General features: G+C 72.7%; 12 protein-coding genes. All 12 read right to left on the reverse strand.

The window, feature by feature from the left end; translation table 11 throughout:
- Nucleotides 1-321: 321 nt before the first annotated feature.
- A complete protein-coding gene (gene tuf, locus ACQP0T_RS25400; RefSeq protein ID WP_345357574.1) occupies nt 322-1,515 on the reverse strand; it encodes an elongation factor Tu in 1,194 nt (397 codons plus the stop codon).
- 257 nt (nt 1,516-1,772) lie between these two features.
- The gene (gene fusA, locus ACQP0T_RS25405; RefSeq protein WP_433870298.1) at nt 1,773-3,875 is read right to left on the reverse strand and encodes an elongation factor G; all 2,103 of its coding nucleotides are present in this window, start codon (nt 3,873-3,875) and stop codon (nt 1,773-1,775) included.
- A gap of 76 nt (nt 3,876-3,951) precedes the next feature.
- Nucleotides 3,952-4,422, reverse strand: a complete 471-nt coding sequence (gene rpsG / locus ACQP0T_RS25410) for a 30S ribosomal protein S7 (RefSeq protein ID WP_345357568.1) — start codon at nt 4,420-4,422, stop codon at nt 3,952-3,954.
- A complete protein-coding gene (gene rpsL, locus ACQP0T_RS25415) occupies nt 4,422-4,796 on the reverse strand; it encodes a 30S ribosomal protein S12 (protein WP_188986588.1) in 375 nt (124 codons plus the stop codon). The genes rpsG and rpsL overlap by 1 nt, the downstream gene beginning before the upstream one ends.
- Before the next feature lie 593 nt (nt 4,797-5,389).
- Nucleotides 5,390-7,015 (reverse strand): TNT domain-containing protein, encoded by a 1,626-nt coding sequence (locus ACQP0T_RS25420; protein WP_433870299.1) that lies wholly within the window; start codon nt 7,013-7,015, stop codon nt 5,390-5,392.
- Between the two features lie 11 nt (nt 7,016-7,026).
- A complete protein-coding gene (locus tag ACQP0T_RS25425) occupies nt 7,027-9,177 on the reverse strand; it encodes an ADP-ribosylglycohydrolase family protein (protein WP_433870300.1) in 2,151 nt (716 codons plus the stop codon).
- Entirely contained in the window at nt 9,069-11,063 is a 1,995-nt protein-coding gene (locus tag ACQP0T_RS25430; protein WP_433870301.1) for an ADP-ribosylglycohydrolase family protein, read from the reverse strand. Before ACQP0T_RS25430 ends, ACQP0T_RS25425 begins: the two co-directional genes overlap by 109 nt.
- Before the next feature lie 18 nt (nt 11,064-11,081).
- On the reverse strand, nt 11,082-12,125 hold the full coding sequence (locus ACQP0T_RS25435; protein ID WP_433870302.1) for an ADP-ribosylglycohydrolase family protein: 1,044 nt from the start codon (nt 12,123-12,125) through the stop codon (nt 11,082-11,084).
- Entirely contained in the window at nt 12,077-14,161 is a 2,085-nt protein-coding gene (locus ACQP0T_RS25440; RefSeq protein WP_433870303.1) for a type VII secretion system-associated protein, read from the reverse strand. The genes ACQP0T_RS25435 and ACQP0T_RS25440 overlap by 49 nt, the downstream gene beginning before the upstream one ends.
- A 15-nt stretch (nt 14,162-14,176) precedes the next feature.
- Nucleotides 14,177-16,573 carry an ADP-ribosylglycohydrolase family protein gene (locus ACQP0T_RS25445; RefSeq protein WP_433870304.1) on the reverse strand — a complete coding sequence of 799 codons (2,397 nt, stop codon included), beginning with the start codon at nt 16,571-16,573 and terminating at the stop codon, nt 14,177-14,179.
- Between the two features lie 9 nt (nt 16,574-16,582).
- Nucleotides 16,583-18,910, reverse strand: coding sequence for an ADP-ribosylglycohydrolase family protein (locus ACQP0T_RS25450; protein ID WP_433870305.1), 2,328 nt, complete (start codon nt 18,908-18,910; stop codon nt 16,583-16,585).
- Nucleotides 18,911-19,072: 162 nt separating this feature from the next.
- Complete coding sequence (locus tag ACQP0T_RS25455; RefSeq protein WP_433870306.1) at nt 19,073-21,559, reverse strand: ADP-ribosylglycohydrolase family protein; 2,487 nt, start codon at nt 21,557-21,559, stop codon at nt 19,073-19,075.
- Nucleotides 21,560-21,584 lie beyond the last annotated feature (25 nt).

Genomic DNA, 21,584 nt, shown 5'->3' on the forward strand with positions numbered 1-21,584 from the left:
GGAACCACCGGCGGCGGCAGGAGCGCGGTAGGCGTTCCTGACCCGAACTCAGGGCGTGGAGGCTCTCGCAGCAGTGCGGCCGGACCCTGGCCCGACGCGAGATGAACTCAAGCCGGGTCGGGCGGCGGCGCGGGTCCCGTCCGGTCGAGGACCGGGGCCGGAGCCGGGCCGGACGAATCCGACCGCCCTACAACGAGCAACCCGTACAGGATGGCATACCTGGTACGCCGCTCCCACTCGGGGGGTGGTCCACCGGCGGCGGAGCCCCCGGCGAACCGCAAGGGGCCCGTCCCCGCGAGGGGGGACGGGCCCCTTACCGACTCACTTGTTGATCTTGACGACGCGACCCGCGCCGACCGTGCGACCACCCTCGCGGATCGCGAAGCGGAGGCCTTCCTCCATCGCGATCGGCTGGATGAGCTGCACCGACATCTCGGTGTTGTCGCCCGGCATGACCATCTCGGTGCCCTCGGGGAGGGTCACCACGCCGGTCACGTCGGTGGTCCGGAAGTAGAACTGCGGACGGTAGTTGTTGAAGAACGGGGTGTGCCGCCCGCCCTCGTCCTTGTTCAGGATGTAGACCTGAGCCTCGAACTCGGTGTGCGGGGTGGTGGTGCCCGGCTTCACGACGACCTGGCCGCGCTCGACGTCCTCGCGCTTGATGCCGCGGACCAGCAGACCGACGTTGTCACCGGCCTGGCCGTTGTCCAGCAGCTTGCGGAACATCTCGATGCCCGTGACGGTGGTCTTGGTCGACTTGTCCTTGATGCCGACCAGCTCCACCTCCTCGTTCACGTTGATGACACCGCGCTCGATCCGGCCGGTCACCACGGTGCCGCGGCCGGTGATCGAGAAGACGTCCTCGATCGGCATCAGGAACGGCTTCTCGACGTCCCGCTGCGGGTCCGGGATGTTCGCGTCGCACGCGTCGAGCAGGTCCAGGATCCGCTGCGCCCAGGTCTCGTCGCCCTCCAGCGCCTTCAGCGCGGAGACGCGGATCACCGGCACGTCGTCACCCGGGAACTCCTGCGAGGACAGCAGCTCGCGGACCTCCATCTCGACGAGCTCGATGATCTCCTCGTCGTCGACCATGTCCGACTTGTTCAGCGCCACCAGGATGTAGGGGACGCCGACCTGCCGGGCGAGCAGCACGTGCTCGCGGGTCTGCGGCATCGGGCCGTCGGTCGCCGCGACCACGAGGATCGCACCGTCCATCTGCGCCGCACCCGTGATCATGTTCTTCACGTAGTCGGCGTGGCCGGGGGCGTCGACGTGGGCGTAGTGACGGTTCTCCGTCTGGTACTCCACGTGCGCGATCTGGATCGTGATGCCGCGGGCCTTCTCCTCCGGCGCCTTGTCGATCTCGTCGAACGGCGTGAAGGGGTTCAGCTCCGGGTACTTGTCGTGCAGCACCTTGGTGATGGCCGCGGTGAGCGTGGTCTTGCCGTGGTCAACGTGACCGATGGTCCCGATGTTGACGTGCGGCTTGTCCCTCTCGAACTTCGCCTTCGCCACTGGATTGTCCTCCTGGACTTGTTGACTTTCCGCCGTACGACTTGATGTGCCAGGCGGAGTCCTGTCGGGTAGGTGGCGGAAGGGCCGCTCCCCGCGTCGGGGAGGCGGCCCGTCCACCGCCGAACTGAGGGGATTGCTCCCCGGTCGCCTTCGCAGCGATGACTCGACTGCTCAGCGTTGGGCGCGTGGCCCCGAGGGCGCAGCACCCGCGCGGCGAGGACGCCGCCGGTGACGGCAGCCCCTCCCCGCGCGGATCCTCACTCGCCCGTCGCCTTCGCGATGATCTCCTTCGCCACGTTCGAGGGAACCTCGGCGTAGGAGTCGAAGGACATCGAGTAGTTCGCCCGCCCCTGCGTCCGCGAACGCAGGTCGCCGACGTACCCGAACATCTCGGACAGCGGGACGAGTGCGCTGACGACGCGGGTTCCGCTGCGCTCCGCCATGGACTGGATCTGCCCGCGGCGGGAGTTCAGGTCGCCGATGACGTCGCCCATGTACTCCTCGGGCGTGGTCACCTCGACCGCCATCATCGGCTCGAGGAGCGCGGGGGACGCCTTGGCGGCGGCCTCCTTCATCGCCATCGAACCCGCGACCTTGAAGGCCATTTCCGAGGAGTCGACCTCGTGGTACTGGCCGTCGAGCAAGGTCACCTTGACGCCGACCAGCGGGTAGCCGGCCAGCACGCCGTACTGCATGGCGTCCTGGGCGCCCTGGTCCACCGACGGGATGTACTCCCGCGGCACCCGGCCACCGGTCACCTTGTTCTCGAACTCGTAGGTGGCGCTCTCCGAGGTCTGCTCGATCGGCTCCAGCGCGATGATCACCCGGGCGAACTGACCGGAACCACCGGTCTGCTTCTTGTGGGTGAATTCGTACTTCTCGACCGTCTTGCGGATGGTCTCCCGGTACGCGACCTGCGGCTTGCCGATGTTGGCCTCGACCTTGAAGTCGGTCTTCATCCGGTTGACCAGGACCTCCAGGTGGAGCTCGCCCATCCCCTTGATGATGGTCTGGCCGGTCTCGTCGTCCTGGTTGACCTGGAAGGTCGGGTCCTCCTCGGCGAGCTTCTGGATCGCCGTGGAGAGCTTCTCCTGGTCCGCCTTGGTCTTGGGCTCGATCGCCACCTCGATGACCGGCGCCGGGAAGGTCATCGACTCCAGGACGATCTGGTTCTGGGCGTCGCACAGCGTGTCACCGGTGGTGGTCTCCTTGAGACCGACCACGGCGTAGATGTGCCCCGCCTGGGCCTCGTCGACCGGGTTCTCCTTGTTGGAGTGCATCTGGAACAGCTTCCCGATGCGCTCCTTGCGGCCCCGGCTGGAGTTGACGATCTGGGCGCCCTGGGCGATCTTGCCCGAGTAGACCCGGACGTAGGTGAGCTTGCCGAAGAACGGGTGGACCGAAACCTTGAACGCCAGGGCCGAGAACGGCTCCTCGGTGTTCGGGTTGCGCTCGGCGGTGGTCTCGCCGTCGGTCAGCATGCCCTGCACCGCGGGCACGTCCAGCGGCGACGGCAGGTACTCCACCACCGCGTCCAGCATCGGCTGGACGCCCTTGTTCTTGAACGCGGTACCGCACAGGACCGGGAATGCCTCGCGGTTGACGGTGAGCTTGCGGATGCCGTCCTTGATCTGCTCGGTGGTCAGCTCCTCACCACCGAAGTAGGCCTCCATCAGCTCTTCGTCGGACTCCGCGACGGCCTCGACGAGCTGCTCGCGGTAGGTCGCGGCGAGCTCGGCGAGGTCCTCCGGGATCTCCTCGACCGCGTAGTCCTCGCCCTTCTTGACCTCACCGCGCCAGGTCAGCGCCTTCATCCGGACCAGGTCGACGACGCCCTGGAAGTCGGACTCGGCACCGATCGGCAGCTGCAGCACCAGCGGGCGGGCGTTGAGGCGCTCTTCGATGGTCTTGACGGTGAAGTAGAAGTCCGCACCGAGCTTGTCCATCTTGTTGACGAAGCAGATGCGCGGGACCTCGTACTTGTCCGCCTGGCGCCAGACCTGCTCGGACTGCGGCTCGACGCCTTCCTTGCCGTCGAAGACCGCGACCGCACCGTCGAGCACCCGCAGCGACCGCTCCACCTCGACGGTGAAGTCGACGTGCCCGGGGGTGTCGATGATGTTGATCTGGTTGTCGCCCCAGAAGGTCGTGGTAGCAGCCGAGGTGATCGTGATACCCCGCTTCTGCTCCTCTTCCATCCAGTCCATCGTCGCGGCGCCGTCGTGGACCTCACCGATCTTGTACGTGATCCCCGTGTAGTACAGGATCCGCTCGGTGGTGGTGGTCTTGCCCGCATCGATGTGAGCCATGATGCCGATGTTGCGGACCTTGGTCAGGTCTGTCAGCACGTCGCGTGCCACGAGTTTGTTCCCCGTTCCTACAGCGGATGCAAGCCGTCGAGTCGGTGGGCCGAGGCGGGCAGGAGCCGACCCGACGTCACCAGCGGTAGTGCGCGAAGGCCTTGTTGGACTCCGCCATCTTGTGCGTGTCTTCGCGCTTCTTGACGCTGGCCCCGAGGCCGTTGCTCGCGTCAAGCAGCTCGTTCATCAAGCGCTCGACCATCGTCTTCTCCCGACGGGCGCGGGAGTAGTTGACCAGCCAGCGGAGCGCGAGGGTGGTGGAGCGGCCGGCCCGGACCTCGATCGGCACCTGGTAGGTCGCGCCACCGACGCGGCGGCTGCGGACCTCCAGGGTCGGCTTCACGTTGTCCAGGGCGCGCTTGAGCGTGACGACCGGGTCGGTACCGGTCTTGTCCCGGCAGCCTTCCAGGGCGGCGTACACGATCCGCTCGGCCAGCGAGCGCTTGCCGTCCGTGAGGACCTTGTTGACCAGCTGCGTCACCAGCGGCGAGCCGTACACGGGATCGGCGTGCAGCGGCCGCTTCGGGGCCGGACCCTTGCGGGGCATCAGCTCTTCTCCTTCTTCGCGCCGTACCGGCTGCGGGCCTGCTTGCGGTTCTTCACACCCTGGGTGTCGGCCGAACCGCGGATGATCTTGTAGCGGACGCCGGGGAGGTCCTTCACACGGCCGCCGCGAACGAGCACGATCGAGTGCTCCTGCAGGTTGTGCCCCTCACCCGGGATGTAGGCCGTGACCTCGATGCCGCTGGAGAGCTTGACACGGGCAACCTTGCGGAGTGCCGAGTTGGGCTTCTTCGGGGTGGTGGTGTACACGCGGGTGCACACGCCACGCCGCTGCGGGCTCCCCTTGAGCGCCGCGGTCTTGGTCTTCGCGACCTTGTCCTGGCGGCCCTTACGGACCAGCTGCTGGATGGTGGGCATGGACCGGCTTTCTGTCAGCGTTCGCGTCTTCTGGGTACTCGTCCAAGCAGCGCTCGTTCGAGCTTCGCGTGCCCTGGCGTCGAGCACCTGTCAGGCACTGTGTACTTGGACCCCTCCCGTACCACGAGGTCGGGCGTGTCGCCCACTCCTCGGCCTTGCGGCGCGGCCTCGCGGCGCTGGTGGCGTCCCAACGGGAATGACCCCAGTGGGCTCAGGAGAGTTCCACACGTCCCGCCTGAGCAGCCGCGACCACGAACGAGACAACGCTCGCCACGGCCACGCCACGCACGGGCATGCGGATCGACCCGATATGGTGTCGGGTCCGATGAACAAAGATACCGGGCCGACTTTCAGAGGGTCAAAACGGGGGGTCCTTTGACCTGCTCGATCACCCCGGCGTCGAAGACCCGCCGTCGGCGCACCCGCCATGCTACCCGTCCCGGGGCCCGGACCGGCGCGGGTGAGCAACGCCACGCCGACCCGATCCGGCGCGCGGCGCCGCGGGTCGGCGGGGGTTCCCAGCACCGCGGATCCGCGCGCGAGGACGCCCGCGCACCGCTGAAGTGACGCCCCCGCGCCACCCGGTCCCGGGCTCAGAGCTCGGCCAGCCAGCCGCCTTCGACGAGCTCCGCCATCGAGCGCGGCAGCACGTAGGCGGTGCCGCCGCCGACCTGGCCGTGGTCGGGCCGGACCGTGCCGGTGACCGCGGTGAGCGCCTCGACCACCCGGTACCGCCGGTACTCCCCCGGCTGCCGGTCCGGCGGTGCGCTGCGCTGCGGCAGCGTGGTGCCCGCCGCGAAGGCGGTGTTGCCGGTCGGCGGCCCGAAGCGGTCCACCTCGCCCCCGGCGCGCAGCACCACCTCGAACTTCCGGTCGAGGGCGGCCAGCGGCGGTTCCCCCGGCAGCGGCCGGATCGTGCACTCGAAGTCCTCCAGCGGCTCCTCCGGGTCGCGCAGGAACTGCGGGCGGCCCAGCGCCATCGCGCCGACCAGGTGCGCGGCGGCGGGGTGCACGTCGGGGAACCGCGATTCCAGCTGCCGCTCGCCCTGGTGGGTGCAGAACACCTGCCACCAGCCGTCGGCGCCGCGCACCATGCTCCAGCCGCCCTCCACCGGGCCCTCGAAGCTGTAGAAGCGGCGGCCCATGCCCATCACGCCGATGAAGTCCTGGGCCAGCCCCATCACCTCGGCCGGGTCGACCGCCTCCTGCACCTCGGTGCCCAGCACCAGCGCCTTCGCCTCGGCGGCGGCCCGCTCGGCGACCACCTCGGGCGCCCGGTAGCCGGCGTGCCGGATGTGGTCGAGGAAGTCGCGCGGCGGCGCGACGTCGTGGTTCGCCAGGTAGTGCGCCATCGCCAGCGGCCACACCCAGGTGCCGTCGGTGTGGAACTGCTTGGGCACCACCGGCGGTTGCTCCGGGTCGAGCTCGTCGGCGGCGCCGCCGGGTGCGCTGAGCAGCACCTGGCCGTCGTGCAGGTAGTCGAGGACCTGGTGCTTCTCCGACCAGGGCAGCGCGGGCCGGTGCGCCACCGGGCGACCGCCGGCGTCGCGGCCCTCGAAGACCCGCACCATCCGGACCGGCTCCGGCTCCGGCTCGTCGTGGCGGTGCTCCCAGAAGTACCGCCAGGCCGGTTCGAGCAGCCACGCCGGGGCCTCGGCCCGCGGGAAGTAGCGCAGCTCCTCGTAGCAGTCGCGGTCCTCCAGCGGCCCCGCCTTCCACCGCACCGGCGGGGCGTCGGTGCGCAGGCCGGGGTCGTCGGGATCGAGCACGAGCGAGGCCCGGGTCCAGGCCCCGGTGTCGGGCCGGTGGTCGACGGCGCGCAGCGCGCGCAGCAGGTCGACGACCTGCTGCGGCACCACCCACGGGTGGACCTCGCCATCGGCGTGGACCTCGCCGGTGACCTCGATGCGGGTGCCCAGCGCCACGCATTCCACACCCGCCGCCACCGCTCCGCCGGGCAGCTCCGCGCGCACCGCCTCGGTGAGCTGCTCGACGAGCCCGTCGTGCGCCGCCGAGCGGTCCGGGACCTCGCCGAAGCCCGCGCGGGCCGGGAACCGGGAGCGGACCGGGCGCGGTGGCTCGGCCTGCTCGACGAAGACCACCGGGTTGCGCGGGTCCGGCTCCGGATCGCCTTCCACCACCGCCGCGCCGTCCCGGATCTCCAGCAACGGCCGCGGCTCCCCCGCGGCGGAGCTGTAGCCGTACGCGCCCGGAATCACCGTGCCCAGGATCACTGCTGCTCCCCCTCGAACGCATCGTGGTAGACGACGCCGTTGATCCGGCGCGGCGCGGGCTTGGGCGCCGGGAACTCGGCCACCGGGGCCGGTTCCGCGGGCGCCGACCACTGCGGCCGCACCGGGTACCGCTCCTGCCAGTCCTCGTCGGTCGGCGGGTCGATCGCCGAGTGCCCCGGCTGGAAGGCGTCCCGGCCGAACTCCGCCACGCAGTCCAGCGCGATCTGCTCCACCACGTCGCGCAGCTCCAGCTCGGCCAGCCAGTCCACCGGCAGCGCACCGACGCCGAGCAGGGCGCCGACGATGTTGCCGCAGATCGCCCCGGTCGAGTCGCTGTCGCCGTCGTGGTGCACGGCGACCCGCAGCGCCAGCGCCACGTCCTCCCCGCCGACCAGCGCCGCGCACACCGCGATGGCCAGCGCCTGCTCCCCGACCCAGCCGCCGCCGAGGACCTCGGCGACCTGCCGCGGGGTCGGCACCCCGGACCCGGCGAGGTCCACGGCGGCCTTGAGCATCGCGCTGGTCTCCTCGTGGTCCGACCACGTCTCCAGCACCTGCAGCGCCAGCCACACCCCGTCGTCGAGGGTCCGGCCGAGCAGCGCCTGCTGGACGATCACCGCCAGCGCCCCGGCCGAGTGGAAGCCAGCCGGGTGGCCGTGGGTGAGCGCCGCGGTGCGCGCGGCCAGCTCGAACACCTCGGCCGGGTCCGTCGAGCACAGCGCGACCGGCGCGGCGCGCATCACCCCGCCGCAGCCCTTGGAGTCGTTGACCGGCTCGGTGAACGAGCCCGGCGGGTGTCCGTCGCCGAACCGGGTCAGCGCGCGGAACACCGTCTTGCCCGGCGCGCGGGTCTTGAACAGGCCCGGGACCTCGATGAGCCAGCCGTCGGGCACCGGGCGCTCGGCGAGGAACGGCCCGGCGGCGGCGTCCCAGTCGACGCCCTGGGTGTGCAGCCAGCGCTGGTAGGCGTGCTGGACCTCGGGCAGCGGGTCGGCGACGTCGAGCATCCGGCGGGCGGCGCTGCCCCGGATCAGCCCTTCGGCGGTGAACAGCGTCATCTGGGTGTCGTCGGTGAAGGCCCCGCGCACCCCGTAGGACTCGGGCAGCCCGCGCGGCCCCTCGGGGCCGAACCGGGCGCCGATCTCCTCGGCGGTGCGGAACTCCAGGTCCGCCCCGAGCGCATCGCCCAGCGCGCCGCCCAGGAAGCAGCCCAGCACGCGCTCGGTCAGCGACGGCGCCCCGGCGTCCGGTCCCTCGGCCTTGGCGTGCCCGCCGCGGGCGATCGGCGGGACCGCGGCCTCCGCCGGGGCGTCCCCGCCGGGGTCGAACCAGGACCGGTCGGACTCCGCCGCGCGCCGGGGTTCGGCGCTCGACGCCGGTGCCGACCAGACCGACGGCTCCGGCTCCGCCGGGACCTCGGGCTCGACGGCGGGCGACTCCGGATCGGGCTCCTCCGCCGGATCCGGTGCCACGCCCGTCGGCCACATTTCGGGCGGGACGTCCTGCTCGGCCTCGGCCGACGGCTCCGCTGCGGGCTCGGCGGGCGGGACCGGCGTCGACCCGTCCGGCTCGGCCCGCACCGCGGGCTCCTCCCGGCTCGGCTCGTCCGCCCCGGCGGACGGCTCCGCCGCGGGCTCGTGGTCCGGCTCGGCCTCGGCACGCGGTTCCTCCGCCACCGACCGGTTCAGCTCCTCGGGAGTCGACCCGGCGACCGGCTCACCGGGAACCCAGTCCGCCACCGGCCGGGCGGGCTCCGCCCAGCGCGGCCCGGCCTCCGCGGACGGCACCTCCGGTTCCTGGTCCGCCGCCGACCGGGCGGGTCCCTCCGGGGTCGACTCGACCTCCGCGAACGGCTCACCCGACATCCGGTCCACCACCGACGGCGCGGACTCCTCCGAGATCGACTCGGTCTCCAGGGACGGCTCAGCCGACGCCCAGCCGACCACCGGCAGGACGGGCTCTTCCCAGCGCGGCCCGGCCTCCACGGACGGTACGTCCGGCACGTGGTCCGCGACCGACCGAGCGGACTCCTCCCCGCTCAGCCCGGCCTCCGCGAACGGCTCACCCGGCACCCGGCCGGGCACCGACGACGCGAAGTCCTCCGCGTCGGCCGCCGCGGACGGCTCATCCCGCGCCCGGTCCGCCACCGACCGGGCGGGCTCCTCCGGGGTCGACTCGGCCGCCGCGGACGGCTCACCCGGCGCCCGGTCCGCCACCGACGGCGCGGACCCCTCCGGGGTCGGCCCGTCCTCGGCGGACGGCTCGCGCAGCACCGGCGATGACGGGTCCCAGCCGACCACCGCGAGCGCGGGCTCCTCCCGGCTCGGCTCGGCCGCACCGGAGGGGGCGTCCGCCACTGCGCCACGGACGGCGCGGGCTCGTCGGGCTCGTCAGCGGGCGGTGCGCTCGGCATCGAGGCCGCGTCCCAGCCCACGACCGGCACGACGGGCTCCCGCGCGGCGGCGACCGTCTCGGGGACGTCGTCCCCGGCCGCTTCCCCGGGTGCGTCGCTCGCGCCGTCGTCCTCCGCCGGGGGCGCGGGCGCGGCCGGGGGTTCGGTCCACGACGGCCGGGGGTCCGGTTCGGGGGCGAGGTCGATCGGCACCCGGGCGGACGGTTCCGCGACGTCCGGTGCCTCGTCGACGATCGGGATCACGGTGGTGGCGTCCGCGGGTTCGCGGCCCAGCCACGGCAGCGGGATCGGGCCGGTGCTGGAGGGTTCGACGTCCGCGGCGCCGCGCCGGGCCGGGAAGGTCGGCGCGCCGATCCCGCGCGGCGGGGTGGGGGCGTCGTCCTCCGGGGCCTGCGGTTCGGCGCCGATCGCGGGCAGCACGGTGGTCCGCTCCGCCGAGCCCTCGACGGTGCCCGGCGATCCGGCGGTGAGGCCGGGGACACCGCCGACCGGTCCGGGCACGTAGCGCTGCGCCCACTGCGGCGGCCGGGGCGGGGCGAACGCCTCGGCGGCGTCCTGGCAGAGGACCTCGATGACCTCCCGCAGCTCCAGCTCGTCGAGCCAGCGCGACGGGATGGCGGTGGGGCCGTGCAGCGCCCCGGCGAGCTGACCGGCCAGCGCGCCGGTGACCGCGCTGTCGCCGGAGTGGTTCACGGCCACCCGCACCGCGTCGGCGAAGGTCCGGGTGCTGCCCACGGCGGCCAGCGCGATGCCGAGCTCACCGGGCTTGTCGGCGAGGTCGAACTCGACGTCGAGGTCGCTCGGCATCGGCACCGCGCCCCGCTGGCCGACGAACATCGCCGCGTGCACGGTCCGCCGCACGTCGGCGGGCACGCCCTGGATCGGGTACGCGCGGCCCAGCCGCTGCCGGTCCGCGTCGCCCACCGCGTCCCACAGCGGGACGCCCCGGACGAGCTGGCCCAGCACGTCGCTGTGCAGCCCGGCGGCGGCCACCGCGTTCGGGCCCGAGGTGGACAGGTTGGCGATCAACGCGCCCGCCGCGTGCGCCTGCTCCGGCGCGGCCGACCACACCGCCGCCGCACCCGACCAGGCCGCGGCCTCCGCGAGGCCGTCCACGTGCGCCACCGGGCGCAGCAGGCCGTCGGGGCCCAGCGGGGACCGGTCGGCCATCCGGCCGAACAGCGCGAGCGTGAACCCGGCGGGGTTGCGGGTGGAGTACAGCTCGGGCCGCTCCAGCAGCCACCCGCTCGGCGCGGGATCGCTCGGCAGGCAGCCGCGCATCGCGAACTCCCACGGCACGCCCTGGGTGTGCAGCCAGCGCAGGTGGTTGGTCAGCACGAACGCGGCGTTGAGGGCCACGCCGCCCGGGTTGGCGGCCTTCGCGCGCAGCAGCCCTTCGAGCGTGAACACGCCGAGCTGCGTCACGTCGGTGACGGCGCCGCGCCTGCCGTACACCGGCAGGTAGTCGGCGACGCCGTGCGGGCCGAACCAGGACTGGATCTCCGCGGTCGTCGCGGTCCGCACGCCGGAGCCCAGGGCGTCCCCGACCGCACCGCCGAGCATCGCGCCGCGGAATCGGTCGGCCCAGGTCAGCCGGACGCCGGGTTGAGCGTCGGTCATCGCGATGTCTCCTCGTGGTCACCAGGCGGGGTAGCGGCGGGTCCATTCCGGGTCGGTCGGCGCACCGGGGCTGAACTCGGCCAGCGCATCACCCGCCACCGCCTCCACCACTGCCCGCAGCTCCAGGGACGCCGACCACTCCGCAGGAACGGCCCGCGCCCCGTACAGCGCCCCGGCAATGTTCCCGCACACGATCCCCGTCGAATCCGAGTCCCCCGAGTGGTTCACCGACAGCAGCAGCGCCGACGGCAGATCGCCCGTCGCCAGCACCGAGTACAACCCGATCGCCAGCGCCTCCTCGCCGACCCAGCCCTGCCCCAGCGCCTCGGTCAGCTCCTCCGGAGCGACCGGACCGCGCCGCGCCAGTTCCACCGCCGCGTCCAGCGCCGCCAGCTGCTCCTCGTGGCCCGGCCACCGCAGCAACAGCTCCCGCGCCAACCGCACCGACTCCGGCAGCGGCACCTCCCGGATCAACTGGTGCACCACCACCGCCAGCACACCCGCCGACAAGTACCCGCTCGGATGGCTGTGGGTCAGCGCCGCCGTCCCCACCGCCGCGTGGAACACCTCCGCCGGATCGTTCGACCACACCGCCACCGGCGCGGCCCGCATCACCCCACCACAGCCCTTGGAATCGTTGATCCGGTGCCGCGGCGACGCGTGCTGGTGCGTCTGCGCGAACCGCGCCAACGCCGCCATGCAGGTGCTCCCCGGCGCCCGGTTCCGGAACAACCCCTCGGTGCCGATCAGCCACCCGTCCGGCACCCGCAGGTGCACCCCGTACGGCCCGGCCGCCCGCTCCCACGGCTGGTTCTGGGTGTGGAACCACCGCTGGTACGCGTGCTGCACCTCCGGCACCGGATCGTTGTCCACCGGCTCGATCCGCCGCGCCACGTGCGCCCGGATCAGCCCCTCCAACGTGAACAACATCATCTGCGTGTCGTCGGATATCTCCGCCACGCCGTCCCGCAGCACGGGCCCCGTCACCCCGGACTCCCCGTGCTCGCGCCGGATCATCCCGATGTCGTGGAACTCCACGGCGTAGCCGAGGGCATCCCCCATCGCCCCGGCCACCATCGACCCGATGAACCGCTCATGCGCATCCGGCGGCGGCTGGGCCGGTGCGGGCTGCTGCGGAGCGGGCTGGGCCGGAGCGCTGGTCGCCCGGGCTTCTTCGGCCGCGAGCTCGTCGAAGGCCCGCAGGAGCACCTTCCCCCGATGTCGGCTTGGTGGCGCGTACCCACGTCGATGACCAGGTCGACGTCCTCGAAGGCGCGCTTGAGCTGGGCGACGGCGGCCCCGACCTTCGGTTCGGAGTCGGGGACGTACTTGGCGCTGGAGCCCGCCGCGAGCGCCGACTTCCCGCCGAACGGCAAGGCCGCCGGGACTCCGTCCTCGTGCGCGAGGAACACGACTTCGGACTGCGCCACCGCCAGGAGCATCGACCTGTCGGACGCATGACCGGTCGCCCACAGGTGCAGAATCTTCTCCAGCTCGTTCTCCGGCTGCGGGAAACCCAGGGTGGCGGGGCTCGGCCGGTAGTCCGGGTTCGGCCGGTACCGGTCGGTGACCACGCCCGATTCGTCGACCCAGAACTCGCCGACGACCGCGTACCCGGGGACGTCGGTCCGCGCCCCGCCCCGGTACATCCGGTCGGGCACCGGCAGCCAGGACGCGGGGGTGGCGGAGGCGCGGAGGCCGTCATCGAGCTCCGGCAGCGCGTGCCGCAGCGCTGTGGCGCCGACGAGCACGATGTCGCTCATCCCCGACGGGGTGATGACGAGCACGTCGCGCTCGGCGAGCGTCGGCAGCAGCTCGTACCCGTTCGCCCGCGCCATGCCGGGGGTCATGCCCTCGCCCGCGCCCAAGTCCGGAGCGGAGTCCTCCTGGGTGCAGACCCAGATCTGCTCGCGCGACCGGTCCGGGACCTGGAACAGCGCGGGGGACGTCGACCCGGGGCCGCAGAGCACGTGCAGCGGAGCGGCCAGGAACTCGCGGTACACCTCGTCCAGCGGTCCCCCTTCCGCCACGCAGCGCTCGATCGCCTGCTCCAGCGCGGTCTTCGCCGTACCCTGCGGTTGACTCACATCCCCCTCCGGCTGCGGTGCTGCTCCTTGCGTCCCCTGCTCGGGTTCCGGCGCGCTCGGCACCGGTTCCGCCGGCCGGGGACCGTCGGGGCCGAAGGCGGCGAACAGGTCGGCGGCCACCGCCTCGACGTCGGCCCCGCGGGCGAGCGCGCGGCGCCACAGGTGCGGGAAGGTGCCGGATCCGGCGCGGGCACCGGCGAGCAGCCCGCAGATCAGCGCGTCGGGTCCGCCGAGGGACGCGGCGTGCAGCACGGCGCGACCGCCGTTGGGCACCCGGTGGGCGAGCAGCAGCGCCCGGGTCACGACCTCGGCCCGGGACGTCCCGTCGCCGAGCCGCGCGAGGGCGTCGTCCAGCGACCACGCGTCCCAGCGGCGACCGATCTCGGCCAGCGCGTCGAGGCGGTCGCGGAGGCCGCCGTCCACGTGCTCCTCGGCGAGCAGCGCCCGGGTCAGCCGCGCCAGGTTGGTGCCGCCGTCGGCGAGCGCGCTCGCCAGCGCCACGGCCAGCACGGCGCTGCTCGCGGCGTCCTCGCCCCACGGCCGCGCGGCGGCCAGCGCCCGGCGGAACACCTCCTCCGGGAGCCCCGCCCCGGCCAGCGCCACCGGCACCGCCGCGACCAGCGCCCCGGCCGTCGGGGCCTCGCCCCCGACGGCCGACCGGGCGGCGGCCAGCACCGCGCCGAAGCCCTCGCCCGCCCCCATCCACGCACCGCGACGAGCCCGCACGGCGTCCAGCAGTTCCGGCGGCGGCGCCGGGCCCAGCGAGCCGAGCGCGTCACCGACGGCGCCGCCGACGAGCAGCCCCAGCGCCCGGCCCCAGCGAGTCCGGTCCCACTGCTCGCGCGGGGCGGGCCCGGCCGGTGCACCGCCGGGCCGGAACGCCTCCCGGGCCGCCGCGTTCCGGTCGACCTCGTCGACGTGCTGGAACCAGGTCAGCGGCAGCAGTGCCGGACGCGCGGTGATCTCCTCCCACGCCCGGAGCAATCGCCGCTGGTCTGCCTGCCGGTCCATTCCCCCCACCTTCGTTCACGTCGCCGGGTAGTCGGCGACCCAGCTCTGGTCCCAGCGCCGGTCGGGCGAGCCGACGCGGGTCGCGACGACGTCGGCGGTCAGCCGGTCGAGCACGTCGCGCAGGGACGCGTCCACGCGCCACCCGTCCGGCTCGCCCCGGCTCGCGGCCAGCATCGCACCCACCAGGGGCGCGGCGGCCGGGTTCAGCTCGATCGCCCGCCGGACGGCGGCCTCGGCGTCGTCGAACCGCTCCCGCGCCGCGCCGAGCGCCACCGCGAGCACGTCCGGGGCGGCGCCGTCGCCGTGCGGTGCGGTGCCGTCGAGCGCCCGGCGGACGTCCTCGTGCCCGGGCCAGCTGCTCAGCTCGTCGGCCACGACGGCGACCGCGTCGTCGAGGTCCCCGCCGGCGAGCAGCACCTGCGCGGTGGTGCCGAACGCCCCCGCGCTCAGGAAGGCGTCCGGGTGGCCGTGGGTGAGCAGCGCATTCGCCACCGCCTGCGCGAACACCTCGCCGGGCTCGTCGGACCAGGTCGCCAGGCCGAGCGCGCGCAGCATCGCCGAGGAGGAGCGGGCGCGGTTCACGGGCCGCCGCAGCGTCCCGCCGCCCGCGGCGAACTCGGCCAAGGCCCCTTCGCACACCGGATCGGGATCACCGGGAGCGACCGCCCGGGACGGCAGCCACCCGCCCGGCTCCGCAGCGCCGGGAGCGACCCGCTCCCACGGCACGCCCAGCGCGTGCCGCCAGCGCAGCAGCCCGAACAGCGCCGTGCCGCGCGGATCGACGATCCCCTCGGTCCGCTGCCGCGTCTCCGCGCGCACCAGCGCGTCCAGGCAGAACACCAGCATCCCCACCGGCGCGGACGTCCCCGCCCCACCCCGGGCGAGCCGGTCGGCGGCGGCAGCGGCCCGCACCGAAGCCCCGAAGTGCGCGCGGACGCCGTGCACCAGCGCCACATCACCGAGGCGCGGCGCGGAACCCTTCACCGGCTCGCAGAACCCATCACCGCTGCGCCCGAACGCCCGCCGCACCAACGCCAGGTCCCACGGGCTCCGCCCCGCCCCGGAATCGGCGGCAGCGGCCCCGCGCAACCGCTCGACGACCACCCGAACCTCGCGCGGCAACACCGCGGGCTCCTCGACGACCTCCCCCGGCAGCGGATACCGGTGGTACCACTCCTCGGTCCTCGGCGGTTCGGGGCCGAGTTCGGCGAGGACGTCCTCGGTCAGGCAAGCAGCGACGTCCCGCAGGTCGAGCTGGTCGAGCCACGGCCGCGGGAGCACGCCGGGCCCGGCGAACATCCCGATGAGCTGGCCGCACACCATCGCGCTCGCCCGGCGATCGCCGTCGTGCAGCACGGACAGCGCCATCGCCGCGGAGAAGCGGTCGACGGAGCGCTGCCCCAACGCGTGGTCCGCGGCGAAGGTGCCGATGACCAGCGCGCCGAGGGCGGTGGCCGGGTCGACCAGTTCGACGAGCGCCGCGACGCCCCGCGCCGGGTCCGCCCGGTGCTCCGACTCGAGTTCGACAGCGCGGTGCATCGCGGTGACGACGGGTTCCCGTCCCGGGTAGGCCTTCATCAGGAAGTCGAGCATCCCGACGATGCGGGAGAACGGGTGCTGCGTCTCCCCTTGGCGGACCAGCGCCGCCAGCGCACCGCAGGCGAGGGCTTCCTCCGCCGCGGCATGGGTCCGCTCGGCGAGCAGCTCGCCGAAGCCGACCAGGAGTTCCGGAGGGCGCGGATCGACCGCGTTGTCCCACGCCAACGCGAGCATCCCCGCGTGGGTGAGCACGTTCGTCGCGGAGCTCTTCGCGGGCGAAGTCCGCCCGGCGAGCTTCGCCTGGCAGTCCGCGAGGAACGCCGGGTCGACCGGGTGCGGCGCCAGCACGTCCGGATCGGCGGCCAGCCATCCGTCGGTCGCCGCGGTGGCTTGGCGACGTTCCACCCGCAGCGCGCGCCGATCGGTGTCGTCCAACAGCTCCTGGAGGTCGCACCCGCCGCGCCGACGGGCCACGTGCCCGCGCACCATCGCTTCGGCGAACAGCAGGGAGCGGCGACCGGAAGCGCTGGTGGCCCCGATCCGGGTCGTCGCGAGGCCGCCCGCGGCGAACGAGCGCAGCAGCGCGTCGAGCGAGGAGCCCTCGACGGTGGTGGCGAACGCGTCCCCGATCAATCCTCCCAGGAACAGGCCGCGCAGCCCGATCGCCGCTTCCGGCCAGTTCAGGCCGAACGGCATCCGGCGGTCGTCCCGGGGCGCGCTGGGCTCGCACGGCCCGCCGAACAGGCGCAGGAAGCCGACGTCCTCCCGGTGCTGCCGAGTCGGATCGCCGATCAGCTCCCGGAAGGCCTCGAGCACGCCCGCCTCGTCCGGACTGACCTCCACGCGGAGCACGCGTTCGTCCCCTAGCTCCACGATTCCCCCTCAGTCCCCAAGACCGTGACCGTAACGCGAAAACCATTCAGGATCGTCCGGGTCGTCCGCGCTCCCGAACTCGACCACGGCGTCGCGGGCGAGCTGCTCGAGGACCTCCCGCACGTCCAACGCGGCCACCTCCGCGGCGGGCAACGCCTCGACGCCGCGCCCGATCCCCAGCAGCGCGCCGCAGATCGCCGCCACCCAGGAGCCCCCACCGGCGGCCGCACGCAGGGCGGCCCCGGCGTCGTCCTGGTGCAGCAACGCCACGCACACCGCCGCGCCCACGGCCTGATCCGCCTCGGCGGCGCGCGGGAAAGCGGCCCGCACCTGTTCGTCGGACGCGGAGCCGCGGGACAAGGCCAGCGCCGCCTCCAACGCGCCGAGAACCGGGCTCGCACCGTCCAGCGCGCGCACCGCGTCGACCGCTGCGGCGACCGCGTCCGGCAGCGCCCGCTCGCGCACCAAGCCGTTGCACAGCACGGCGAGGGCGGCCGAAGCAGCCCGCACCACCGGCCCGTGCGTCATGGCGGTGTTCCGGGTCGCCAAGGTGACGAGCTCGTCGGGATCGGTGCACCAGATCGAGAGCGGCAGCGCGCTCATGAGCGGACCGCAGGACCGGGAGTCGGTCTGCGCGTCGGCCGGTACCCGCCCCGTCTTCTCCGAGAACTCCCGCATCTCGTCGGCGATCCGCTCGTCGGGCGCGCGGACGAACCGCAACTCCGGGCGACGTGACAACCAGCCGACCGGCTGCGGGAACGTGCCGGCGTGCCGCCCGGTCATGATCTCCGACCACTCACGCCCCTGCGCGTGCATCCACACCTGGTAACCGAGGAACGTGCACGGCAGGACCTCGTTGCGGTCCGGCCATCCCGACGAGCGCAGGCTCACCCGAGCCCCGATCAACCCCTCCACGGCGAACGCCATGAGCTGAGTAGCGGCGGTCACCTGGCCGGAACCGGCGTCCGCACCGCAAGCACGCCACCCGACCGCATCACCGACCGCGGCACCCAACACCAACCCGGGCACCGCACGCTCCACCTGCGAGGCCAACGTCCCGGCGTGCTTGGGGAACCGCCGCGACCACCTGACCTCGGTCCCCTCGCGAACGCGGGTCCACCACGCCGCCACGGCATCCGCACCGAGGGCCTCCTCGGCAAGCCGCGGGAAGGTGTTCCCCACACCGTCGCGGGACAACTCCCGGCGGTTCCACCAGAAGTCCCGCCAGTGCCGGAGGAACAACTCCTCCCGCTCCGAGACCAGCACCTCGTGTGCCGCGCCCCTTTCCGGCGGCCGCGCCGTGATCGGGTACCGGTGGTGCCACTCGGCGTCGTCCCGCGGATTCTCCGCGAATTGCTCACCAGCGTCGTTGGCCAGCTTGACGAGCACCTTCGCACTCATCAATCCACTCGCCCAGTGGACCGGGATCCTGTCCTGCCCCGTGAAGCTGGACCCCATGATCGCCCCGGCCAAGGCGCCTGTGATCGCGCTGTCGCCGGAGTGGTTCACCGCGATGCGCACTGCCTCGTCGAAGTCCATCTCGGCGGCGTGCACCGCGCACGCGGCGATCGCGAGCGCCGATTCGGGATCCTCGCCGGTCCCCAGGTTCTCGATCCGCTCGGGCGTGATGGGGCGACGCGCCAGCGTTTGCGCTGCTTCCAGCGACTTCCGCAGCGATGCCGGGTAGTGGCGCCGGTCCGCCTCGAGGATCTGCCCGAAACCGCGGACGTATTGCCCGGTCATGATGTTCTGCTGGATCAGGACCGCGGCTGCTCGGGACGCGCCCACCGTCGCCTCGGATTCACCGGTGAAGCCCATGACCCGGTCGACGAGTTCGAAGACGGCCACCGGATGCGACTCCCACAACCCCATCGGGATCGCCGAGTACAGCGGGCTCACCTCCGGGAGCTCGCTCCGGAAGCCGTCCTCCAGCCCGAGCCTTTCCCGGAGCTGCAGGATGTACCGCGAACCCACCCGGTGCTCCGGCAGCTGAGGAGCCAGCCGACCCGCTGCCGCACCGCCGCTCGCCCACTGCTCGTACACGCGTTCCAGCTCGATCAGCGGGTCCGGTGCGCCCGCGAGCAGAGCGCGGTCCGCCTTGATCATCCCGTCGAGGGTCAGCGCCATCGCGGCCGCGCCGTCCGACATCAATTCCCCGGGCGGACTCCCCTCCAGCTCGGTGACGCCGCGGGGCCCGAAGGCTTCCTCGATCGCGGACCACGGCAGATGCCGCACTCGACGCCCCAGCGCATCACCGGCCAGCGCCCCGATCACAGCGCCGCTGAAGCGGTCCTTGCGCTCCGCGAGGAACTCGTCCTCCGCACGCAGCGCCGTCATCCTGCCCCGAGCATCCCGGGCCACAGCGCCACCTGGCTTCCCCGCTCCGTCCATCACAGCCCTATCGCCCTTCCGCCGATGACCTCCCGGCCTCGGGACCGAGCACCGTGAACGTCGGCTCGCCGACCAGCTCGGCAGCGCGGCCCCGCACCGGACACCCGGCTACCACGCCGGGTAGCGGCGCAACCACGCCTCATCATTCGGTGGGCCAGGGCTGAACTCGGCCAACGCATCCCGAGCCAGCTGCTCGATGATCTCGCCCAACTCCACGAACCCGCGCCACGCCTCCGGAATGGCCCGCGTGCCGTGGAGAGCACCTCCGATGGTGCCGCACACGATCCCGGTGGACGGCGAGTTCCCGGAGTGGTTCACCGACAACAGCAGCGCCTCCCGCAGGTCGTCGGTGGCCAGCACGGCGTAGAGGCCGATGGCGACCGCTTCCTCACCGGTCCGGCCGTGCCCGAGGGCGTCGGTGAGCTCCTCCGGGGTCACCGGCCCGTTCCTCGCCAGCTCGACCGCGGCATCGAGGGCGCGCAGCTGCTCCTCGTGCCCCGGCCACCGGGTGAGCAACTCCCGCGCCACGCGCGCGGAATCGAGCAGCGGGACATCTCGCATGAGCTGGTGCACGATCACGGCGAGCACCCCGGCGGACAGGTAGCCGCTGGGGTGGCCGTGGGTGAGCGCCGCGGTACCGACCGCGGCGTGGAACACCTCCGCCGGATCGTTCGACCACACCGCGACCGGAGCTGCCCGCACCGCTCCGCCGCGCCCCTTGGAGTCGTTGACCTTCCGCTGCGGAGTGGCGAACCGGTTCGTCTTCGCGAACTCCGCCAACGCCACCTGGCAGGTGGTGCTCGGAGCCCGGGCCACGAACAGCTCCGGGTTCGTGATCAACCACCCGTCCGGGGCAGGCAGGCGCAGCGCGAAGGGGCCGCCGACCTGCGCCCACGATTGGTCCTGCGTGTGCAACCACCGCTGGTAGGCGTGCTGCACCTCGGGAACCGGATCGTTGTCCACCGGGTTCATCCGCCGGGCGACGTGCGCCCTGATCAGCCCTTCGAGCGTGAACAGCATCATCTGCGTGTCATCGGAGACCTCCGCGCCGTTCTGCATGACCCGCCGCGGTTCAGTGATCCCCAGGTGCCCTTCCCGGTCCCGGATCTGCCCGATGTCACCGGTCTCGTAGGGAAAGCCCAGGCAGTCGCCGATCGCTCCGGCGAGCATCGCCCCCACGAACCGCTCCTGGGGCTCGAGCGGTCCTCCGGGTTGCCGCTCTTCGAACGGGAACAGGTCGAACCTGGCGCGATACCAGTCGATGGCGTTCCCGTCGTCCGCATCGCTGACGACGGTCTCCCACACCTTGTGCACGAAGTGCACGCGACCCGGCGCGCTCTCGGAGCGCACGAGGTACGTCCGCCCGATGTCCTCCACGTGGACCGGATCGGCCAGTTCTCCGACGACGGCTCGCGCTCGGTCGATGGCCTGGGCGGGCGAGGTGATGACGACCCGCGGTTCCGGGTCCAGCTTCCACGGCGCAAGGTGGAGCGGGTCGACACCCCAGGACTCGAGGATCCGCATTCGGAAGGCCTTCGGCAGGTCCCTCGCACACGACCGCAGTGGTTGCGCGAGGTCCCCCTCCCGACTATCGCGCACCTCGGCATTCGTCCACGGCGTGACCATGTCGGCGATCCGGTTGGCGAGCACGACAGCACGAGGCTGCCAGGGCAAGGTGCGCAGGTGTTCCACGTAGACGTGGTACAGGAGGTCTCCATCGAACTCCGGGCAGTCCGGCTCCTTCTCCGACGGGTTCAGCGGACTCGTCGCCGACCGCAGGATCGCCAGCACCCGTGTGTCCTCCTCGTCCGGGTGGATCACCCGGGTACGACCGCCGCCACTGGACACCGGGTCGACGGCGTTGAAAACCGCCGCTGCCGCGAGCACGTCCGGATCCGTGATGCCACCCTCGACCAGCACTCCGACGGCGGTGATCCCGATCTCGACCTGGCGGCCGCGTTTGGGCGTGGCCTCACTGAGATATCCCCATTGGGCCAGCGCCTGCTCGATCACCGAGAACGTCGGCTCGTCGACGAACTCGGCGAGCCGCGCGCTGTGCTGCACCCAGAACGTCGGGCCGACGTCGAGCCCGCCCGACGGGCTGTCCACGAGCAGGTTCATCTCGCGCAGCGCGGCGACCAGGTCCGAGACCGGGAACTGCGCCTGCAACCCCGCACTCCCGTTGACCACCAGGGACGCCTCCGGCGGGAGCATCCGCAGCAACCTGGGCAGGTACATCAACTTCGCGTGCACGCCCTCAGGCACCAGGCTGGACGCCAGGTGAGCCGTCAGACGAGGACCGCCCGAGGTCTGGAGCAACATCAGATGTCCCTCGGGTGTCACCACGACCGGCAACACCGCCTTGGCGATGATCCGGAGGAACATGTGCTGGTCGATCTGGCCGGCCATCGTCCGACGCATTCCGCGATCGAGCCAATTCGCCCACGGAATCCCCTGCTCGACCAGCGATGGCTGGTAGTCGGGGTTGGCCTGGTACTCCCCGATCTCGCCCTGGCCGTCAACCGCGAAAGCACCCTTGATCGCATGCGCCGGAACATCACCGTCCGGGTCGTACATGCGATCGATGACGTACAAGAAGCCCCGGCCTGCCGCCTGGCCG

Source organism: Saccharopolyspora sp. CA-218241, from assembly GCF_050954615.1.
GTDB lineage: Bacteria > Actinomycetota > Actinomycetes > Mycobacteriales > Pseudonocardiaceae > Saccharopolyspora > Saccharopolyspora cebuensis.

What these genes read in the sequence shown, in the direction of transcription:
- rpsG (WP_345357568.1), bottom strand. Translation starts at nt 4,422, where the DNA reads ATGCCCCGCAAGGGTCCGGCCCCGAAGCGGCCGCTGCACGCCGATCCC.
- rpsL (WP_188986588.1), bottom strand. Translation starts at nt 4,796, where the DNA reads ATGCCCACCATCCAGCAGCTGGTCCGTAAGGGCCGCCAGGACAAGGTC.
- ACQP0T_RS25430 (WP_433870301.1), bottom strand. Translation starts at nt 11,063, where the DNA reads ATGACCGACGCTCAACCCGGCGTCCGGCTGACCTGGGCCGACCGATTC.
- ACQP0T_RS25435 (WP_433870302.1), bottom strand. Translation starts at nt 12,125, where the DNA reads ATGGGGGATGCCCTCGGCTACGCCGTGGAGTTCCACGACATCGGGATG.
- ACQP0T_RS25440 (WP_433870303.1), bottom strand. Translation starts at nt 14,161, where the DNA reads ATGGACCGGCAGGCAGACCAGCGGCGATTGCTCCGGGCGTGGGAGGAG.
- ACQP0T_RS25450 (WP_433870305.1), bottom strand. Translation starts at nt 18,910, where the DNA reads ATGACGGCGCTGCGTGCGGAGGACGAGTTCCTCGCGGAGCGCAAGGAC.